7 protein-coding genes are annotated in these 7,096 nt (G+C 65.6%); 5 read left to right on the forward strand and 2 right to left on the reverse strand.

From position 1 onward, the window contains the following. Positions 1–131 precede the first annotated feature (131 nt). The 5 genes from Q0O97_RS10085 (at position 132) to Q0O97_RS10105 (ending at position 2,676) form a co-directional block, all read left to right on the forward strand. Positions 132–743 (forward strand): DUF5671 domain-containing protein, encoded by a 612-nt coding sequence (locus Q0O97_RS10085; RefSeq protein ID WP_294928279.1) that lies wholly within the window; start codon positions 132–134, stop codon positions 741–743. After that, positions 736–1,167 (forward strand): hypothetical protein, encoded by a 432-nt coding sequence (locus tag Q0O97_RS10090; protein ID WP_294928281.1) that lies wholly within the window; start codon positions 736–738, stop codon positions 1,165–1,167. Before Q0O97_RS10085 ends, Q0O97_RS10090 begins: the two co-directional genes overlap by 8 nt. Next, positions 1,167–1,598, forward strand: a complete 432-nt coding sequence (locus tag Q0O97_RS10095; protein ID WP_294928283.1) for a nuclear transport factor 2 family protein — start codon at positions 1,167–1,169, stop codon at positions 1,596–1,598. The genes Q0O97_RS10090 and Q0O97_RS10095 overlap by 1 nt, the downstream gene beginning before the upstream one ends. Positions 1,599–1,672: 74 nt before the next feature. Continuing rightward, positions 1,673–2,308, forward strand: coding sequence for a ParA family partition ATPase (gene parA / locus Q0O97_RS10100; RefSeq protein ID WP_294928286.1), 636 nt, complete (start codon positions 1,673–1,675; stop codon positions 2,306–2,308). Between the two features lie 77 nt (positions 2,309–2,385). Continuing rightward, entirely contained in the window at positions 2,386–2,676 is a 291-nt protein-coding gene (locus Q0O97_RS10105; RefSeq protein ID WP_294928289.1) for an I78 family peptidase inhibitor, read from the forward strand. A gap of 144 nt (positions 2,677–2,820) precedes the next feature. Here the strand turns inward: Q0O97_RS10105 and uvrB are convergent, their stop codons facing one another. Next, the gene (gene uvrB / locus Q0O97_RS10110) at positions 2,821–5,007 is read right to left on the reverse strand and encodes an excinuclease ABC subunit UvrB (RefSeq protein WP_294928292.1); all 2,187 of its coding nucleotides are present in this window, start codon (positions 5,005–5,007) and stop codon (positions 2,821–2,823) included. A gap of 93 nt (positions 5,008–5,100) precedes the next feature. Continuing rightward, a partial coding sequence (locus Q0O97_RS10115; protein ID WP_294928295.1) for an FAD-dependent oxidoreductase occupies positions 5,101–7,096 on the reverse strand: 1,996 nt, incomplete at its 5' end.

Below are 7,096 nucleotides of genomic sequence, written 5' to 3' on the forward strand. Positions count from 1 at the left end.
TGCAAGAGGGAATTTGCACAAACCGCAAAAAATCGGCGGGACCGGCGGCCAGGCTTCCGTCCGCCCCGCGCCTGCGCGATTGACATTGCCCGCCGGGCGTCGTCCCCTTGGGCGGCGGCAAGGATAAGGACGTGAAAACGGATCAGCTTACCCAATTCGTCCATGACGCCCGCGCGGCGGGCCACGGCAGCGATTCGATCCGCGACGCGCTGCGTCAGGCGGGCTGGCGCGACAGCGAAACCGCGCAGGCGCTGGCCGCTTGGGCGCATGTCCCCGGCCTGCCGCCGGTGCCGCGCCCCCGGCCTTATCTTTCCGCGCGCGAGGCGCTGCTGTTCGGCCTGCTTTTCGTTTCGCTGGCGGTGATCAGCTTCTGCATTTGCCAGTTGGGCTTTACGCTGATCGACCGCGCCTTGCCCGATGGCGGCGGCAATATCCATGCCGGCGGTGTCAGGATGGCGGTGGCGACGTTGCTGACCTTCGTGCCGCTTTTCCTGCTGTTGAACCATCGCGTGGAACGGATCGATGCCAGGGACCGCCCCTCGGGGCGTTCGCTGGTGCGCAGGTGGCTGGCGGCGGCGTCGCTGCTGGTGGCGGCGCTTTTCCTGCTGGGGGACCTGGCGGTGACGATCTTTGCGCTGCTCAATGGCGAACTGACTTTGCGCTTCATTCTCAAGGCCCTTCTGGTGGCGGTGATGAGCGCATTGGTTCTGGCCTATTACCGGGATGAGATGGACGATGCCTGACCGGCTCAAGACAATCGCGGCATGGTCGATCGCGGGGCTGGCGGGGGTGGTGGTCGCCGCTGCCATCGCCATGACCGGTGGCCCGGTCGAGGCCCGCAAGGAATATCGCGACCGCCAGCGGCTTGCCGATTTCCGGGCGATCAGCGCACATCTGTCCTGCATGGTGGGCGACGACACCGGACCGCTGCCCGAAACGCCCGCGCCCGCGCCGGGCTGCCGCGACACGCCGCGGCTGAGCGATCCCTTCACCGGCCAGCCCTATGGCTATCACGTCGTGGACGACCAGACCATCCGCCTTTGCGCCGGGTTCGAGGCGCGCAATCCGCCCGACCGTTCCGGGTTGGGGCTGGGTCCCGTGAACGATGGCAGTGACGCCGGGCAAGGTTGCCGCGAATACCGCATCTATCGGGCGGGGGCTGCCTGATGAAGGACGCGGTGGACAGGCTGTTCGCGCGCTACGCGGCCTTTTTCCGCCAATCCCTTGCGGGCGATCTGGACCCCGGCGAACTGGCCGCGCTTTACGCGCCCGAGTTCATCGCGGCCTCGCCCCGGGGCGTCATGGCCGGCAAGAACGACGAAGGGCTGATCCGGGCCATGACCCAGGGTTACGCGCATTACCGGGCCATCGGCACGCGGGACATGCGCATCCGCGCTATCGGCACCGTCCCCATCGACGACTGCCATTGCCTGGCCCATGTCGGCTGGACCGCGACCTATGCGCGCGAGGACCTGCCCGAGACGGCGGTGGATTTCGAGGTTCACTATCTGGTGCAGGTGCTGGACGGGCAGGCCAGGGTCTTCGGCTGGGTCTCGGGCGATGAACAGGCGCTTTTGCATGAACACGGGATCATCTGATTTGCTGCATCTGCGAAAAACCCCGTGCATTCCGCGAGAATTGCCATAATCTTGCGCTGAAAAAGGGGGACGGCATGGCGGGACGCATCATCACGGTTGCCCAGCAAAAGGGCGGGTCGGGCAAGACCACGCTGGCGGCGAATCTGGCGGTCGAATTGCGGGGCAGGGGTCACAGCATCGCCCTTGTCGATACCGATCCGCAGGGCAGCCTGGGCCGCTGGTTCATGGAACGGCTTGGCTGCGTGGGCGAGGATGAGGGGCTGGAGTTCTCGACCTCATCCGCATGGGGGGCCAGCTACGAATCGGAAAAGCTCAAGCGGCGCTTCGATTTCGTCATCATCGACACGCCGCCCAAGATCGACAGCGACCTGCGGCCCGCGCTGCGCGTGGCCGATCTGGTGGTGGTGCCGGTGGCGACCAGCCATGTCGACCTGTGGGCGACCGAGGGCGTGCTGGACCTTGCGCGCCGCGAAAAGGCCGAGGCGCTGATCGTGCTGAACCGCACCCGTTCCAACACCCGCCTGGGTGCCGAGGTCGCCCAAAGCGCGGCGGAACTGGGCGCTGCCGTGGCCGAGGCGCAACTGGCCAACCGCGTCGCCTATGCCGAGTCGCTGGGCCAGGGGCGCGGCGCGGGCGAAAGCGCCCGAAACGCCAGCGCGCGGGCCGAGATCGCGGCGCTCGTGGATGAGGTTCTGGCGGCTTTCCGCTGACCCGGCCCGGCCCCGGCGCGTTCGGGGAACCTTCGTTCAAGGCGCACGTTTTGGGCCGGAACGAAGGAGTCGAAAACATGAAACTTTCCCGGTCCCTTATCGCACTGGCCGCCCCCCTTGCCCTGATCGCCTGCACCGAGGATGGTGCCTCGCAGGGCGATGAGGTCATCGTGGCGACCGACGATCCCTGCGGTGCCGCGCGTTACACCCATCTGGTGGGTGAGCAATCGCCCACTCTCTCGATCCCCGAAGGGCAGGCCCATCGCATCCACCGCAGCGGAGAGCCGATGACGATGGAGATGATGCAGGATCGCCTGACCTTCGAGGTGGACAACACCGGCAAGTTGCTTTCGGTCACCTGTAGCTGATCCGGCCCGCCGGGGGCATGACCGCCCCCTTGCGTTTCCGGCAAGGCGGGTGGTCCGAAATGCCCGCAATCGCGAAACACTTCGCTGCTGGGGCGGGATGTCGCACGGTTTCCGATGCGAGACCGGCCCTTGCCCCGGCTGCCGTCAGCCGCGGCGGCGCGACCGCTTGTTGCCGCCGCGCTGCCCGGCCCGGCCCGCGGTCGAGCGGCCCGAGGCCGCGACCGCTTCCTCTGCCGCCGCCTCGACCGCCGCCTGACGGGCCAGCGGATCGTCGGCGACGGTCAGTTCGACCGCCTCCAGCCGCTTGACCTCGTCGCGCAGGCGGGCGGCTTCCTCGAATTCCAGGTTCTCTGCCGCCTTGCGCATCTGCGCGCGCAGCGCATCCAGATGCGCGGCAAGGTTCGCGCCGACCAGCGGCTTGTCCACCTTGGCCGTGATCCGCGACTGGTCGGTATCGCCCTGCCACAGTCCCGCCAGCACGTCGTCCACATTCTTGCGCACGGTCTGGGGGGTGATGCCATGCGCGTCGTTATAGGCCATCTGCTTTTCGCGGCGGCGGTTGGTTTCGGCCAGCGCGCGCTCCATGCTGCCGGTGATCTTGTCGGCATACATGATGACGCGGCCATCGGCGTTGCGCGCGGCCCGCCCGATGGTCTGGATCAGACTGGTCTCGCTGCGCAGGAAGCCCTCTTTATCCGCGTCCAGAATGGCGACCAGCCCGCATTCGGGAATGTCCAGCCCCTCGCGCAGCAGGTTGATGCCGACCAGCACGTCGAAGGCGCCAAGGCGCAAATCACGCAGGATTTCAATGCGTTCGATCGTGTCGATGTCGCTGTGCATGTAGCGGACGCGGATGCCCTGTTCGTGCAGGTATTCGGTCAGGTCCTCGGCCATGCGCTTGGTCAGCGTCGTGACCAGCGTGCGCATCCCGGCGGCAGAGACCTTGCGCACCTCGTCCAGCAGATCGTCCACCTGCATTTCCACGGGGCGGATTTCGACCTCGGGGTCCAGAAGGCCGGTGGGGCGGATCACCTGTTCGGTAAAGACGCCGCCGGTCTGGTCCATTTCCCACCGCGCGGGGGTGGCCGATACAAAGACCGATTGCGGGCGCATGGCGTCCCATTCCTCGAACTTGAGCGGGCGGTTGTCCATGCAGCTTGGCAGGCGGAAGCCGTGTTCGGCCAGCGTGAACTTGCGCCGGTAGTCGCCGCGATACATGCCGCCGATCTGCGGCACGCTGACGTGGGATTCGTCGGCGAAAACGATGGCATTGTCGGGGATGAACTCGAACAGCGTGGGGGGCGGTTCGCCCGGCGCGCGGCCGGTCAGATAGCGGGAATAGTTCTCGATCCCGTTGCAGACGCCGGTGGCCTCCAGCATCTCCAGATCGAAATTGGTGCGCTGTTCCAGCCGCTGCGCCTCCAGCAGCTTGCCTTCGTCGTTGAACTGCCTCAGCCGTTCGGCCAGTTCCTTGCGGATACCCTTGATCGCCTGTTGCAGCGTCGGGCGCGGGGTGACGTAATGGCTGTTGGCATAGATGCGGATCTGCTTGAAACCGTCGGTCTTGGCGCCGGTCAGCGGGTCGAATTCCGTGATCGATTCCAATTCGTTGCCGAAGAAATCGAAGCGCCATGCCCGGTCTTCCAGGTGGGCGGGCCAGACCTCGATCAGATCGCCGCGCACGCGAAAGCCGCCGCGCTGAAAGCTGGCGTCCAGACGGCGGTATTGCTGCGCGACCAGTTCGGCGATGAATTCGCGCTGGTCGTAAAGCTGGCCCACCACCATGTCCTGGGTCATCGCCGAATAGGTCTCGACCGAGCCGATGCCATAGATGCACGACACCGAGGCCACGATGATCACGTCGTCGCGTTCCAGAAGCGCGCGGGTGGCCGAGTGGCGCATCCGGTCGATGGCCTCGTTGATCTGGGATTCCTTCTCGATATAGGTATCCGAGCGCGCGACATAGGCCTCGGGCTGGTAATAGTCGTAATAGCTGACGAAATATTCGACGGCGTTTTCGGGGAAGAAGCCCTTGAACTCGCCGTATAATTGCGCGGCCAGCGTCTTGTTGGGGGCAAGGATGATGGCGGGGCGCTGCGTCTGTTCGATCACCTTGGCCATCGTATAGGTCTTGCCGGTGCCGGTCGCGCCCAGCAGGACCTGGTCGCGTTCGCCCTCACCCACGCCCTGCGCCAGTTCCGCGATGGCCGTGGGCTGGTCGCCTGCGGGCTGGAATTCGCTGTGCATGACGAAACGCTTGCCGCCCTCAAGCTTGGGGCGGGTGACTTCGGGAAAGCGCGCCACCGGCGCGCTGGTATTGTTATGGCCCATCGTTACCCCTTTGTTCCCGCCCAATCTGGCGTCTTGCGGCCCAGATGCAAGGGGGCAGGGGACGGATGCGCGAAAAAGGCGGCGTTTGGCCGCTCAGCTTCTGGGCTTGAGGTTTTCCGGGTCGTAAAGCGGCTTGTAGCCGACCGCCGCGACCTCGGCCGGGAAGGTTTCGCCCATGTATTCCAGCACCAGCTTGCGGCCTTCGCGGGCATACGACCAGGGTAGATAGGCCAGCGCGATATTGCGCCCGATGGTCGGGCCATAGGCGATGGAACTGGTGTATGAGCGCCGGCCCAACTCGTCCACCAGCACTTCGCCGGTATCCGGGTCCAGCACCGGCAGGATGCCGACCGGGTAGCGGGCAATGCCGCTGCTGTCGATATTGTCGGTCATCACCAGCGTGCAGAGCATCGCGGGCTGATGCGCGCGGGCGCGATATTCCAGGTGCTTCGCCTTGCCGCGGAAATCGGCCTCCTTGACCTTGGGACGGGCCAGGTCGGCCTCCAGCAGGTTGTATTCCGTGCGCAGGTCGGCGTTCTGCAAGCGCAGGCTTTTTTCCAGCCGACGCGAGTTGGCGTAGGTTTCCACCCCCACCGCGATCACGCCGGTGGACCGCAAGGCGTCCCAGACCGCCAGCCCGTCCGCGTAAGCCATGTGCAATTCCCACCCCTGTTCACCGACATAAGAGATGCGGAAGGCGCTTACGTCCCGGCCCGCGATGCGGACCTGTCGGATGGCGGCGAAGGGGAAGGCGTCCTTTTCCAGCGCCGCCGGATCCTCGACCACCTCTTGCAGCTTTGTCCGCGCGTTCGGGCCCCAGATGCCGATGGTGGTGAAATCCTCGGTCACGTCGGCGATGGTGACGTCCAGCCCGCGGTCCTGCGCCACGCGGCGCATATAGTTCAGGTCGCGCGGCCCGGCATCGGCGCCGTTAACCAGACGGCAGCGGTCGGCCAGCCGGAAGATGGTGAAATCGGCGCGAACATTGCCTTCGTCGTCCAGGAAATGCGTGTAGATCCCCTTGCCGATATTGGCGTCGCCGCCGATCTTCGCGGCACACAGCCATTCCAGCAGCGCGACATGGTCGGGGCCGGAAATGTCGGTCATGTGGAAATGCGACAGGTTGATGATGCCGCAATCGGCGCTCATCTCAAGCTGCTCGGCATTCGAGACGCGCCAGAAATGGCGGTTGTCCCATTCATGTTCCCGGATCGGCACCTGGTCCGCGTATTTTTCCAGCAGATGCTCGTTGGCGGCATAGCCATGAGCGCGTTCCCAGCCGCCCAGTTCCATGAAATGGCCGCCCAGTTCCACCTCGCGCGCGTGGAAGGGCGAGCGGCGGATGCCGCGCCCGCCGGCGAAAGGCTCGCGCGGGTGAACGGGCGGGTTGTAGATCTTGGACGCCGTCTCGATGCAGCGTTCCTCGATAAATTTCTCCTGCAAGGCAAAGGGGTTGAAGCGCGAATAGTCGATGCTGGCATGGTCGATGCCGGTGCGCCCGTCGGTGATCCAGTCGGCGACCAGTTTCGCCATGCCGGGCGCGTCCTTGACCCAGATCGCCACCGCATACCACAGCCCGCGCACCTTCTGGCTTTCGCCGATCGACGGCCCGCCATCGGTGGTGGTCTGCAACAGCCCGTTGAATGAGTGGCTTTCGTTATAGCCCAACTCGCCCAGGATCGGGGTCAGCTCGATGGCGCGCTCCAGCGGCGACAGCACGTCCTCCAGTTCCAGGTCGCGCTGCGAGGGCGACAGGCGCGCATATTCCTTTTCCAGGATATCGCGCGGATGGCACAGGCGCGGGTCCGATTCGTAGTAATAGCCCCATTCGATCTGGCCGCCCTCGGTGGTTTTCGGGTCGCCCGTGTCGCGCATATAGGCCGAGTTGCCCTGGTCGCGCAGCAGCGGATAGCCGATATCCTTGCCGGTATCCGCGAATTCGTCATAGGGGCCGAAGAAGGTCAGCGGGTGATCGACCGGGAAGACCGGCAGGTCCTCGCCCGCCATTTCCGCGATCAGCCGCCCCCACAGGCCCGCGCAGACGATCACCAGGTCGGCCATGATGGTCCCGCGCGGGGTGACGACGCCC

This window comes from uncultured Paracoccus sp. (assembly GCF_945915435.1).
In the GTDB taxonomy this organism is placed as follows: Bacteria; Pseudomonadota; Alphaproteobacteria; order Rhodobacterales; family Rhodobacteraceae; genus Paracoccus.